The organism is Falsihalocynthiibacter sp. S25ZX9 (genome assembly GCF_041205405.1).
GTDB lineage: Bacteria > Pseudomonadota > Alphaproteobacteria > Rhodobacterales > Rhodobacteraceae > Falsihalocynthiibacter > Falsihalocynthiibacter arcticus.
Genome location: NZ_JBGFCD010000265.1, coordinates 1 through 295, shown reverse-complemented (window position 1 = coordinate 295; position 295 = coordinate 1). Strand labels below are relative to the sequence as shown.

Below are 295 nucleotides of genomic sequence, written 5' to 3'. Positions count from 1 at the left end.
CGGCTCCTCAGCTGGGCTTGATATGTTCGAAGAAATCAGCGCTATGCGCGAAGAAGCCGCGACCAAAGGTGTGGCGACGGTAATCTGGTCCTACCATCGCGGCGAAGCGCTTGATAAAAATGGTGAAACTGCGATCGATATCGCGGCCTACGCGGCGCAAATAGCGGCCCTTCTTGGGGCACATATCATCAAAATCAAGCTCTCGACCGACAATCTCTCCCTCCCTGAAGCCAAAGCGGTTTATGAGGAACAGAAGATTGTTATCTCGAGCCAAGCTGCGCGCGTGAAGCATTGC

The 295-nt window shown here is 53.9% G+C and carries 1 pseudogene; it reads left to right on the top strand.

What is annotated here, in order from left to right:
* A pseudogene (locus tag AB9F29_RS22180) lies at nt 1–295 on the top strand (fructose-bisphosphate aldolase); the annotation flags it as partial.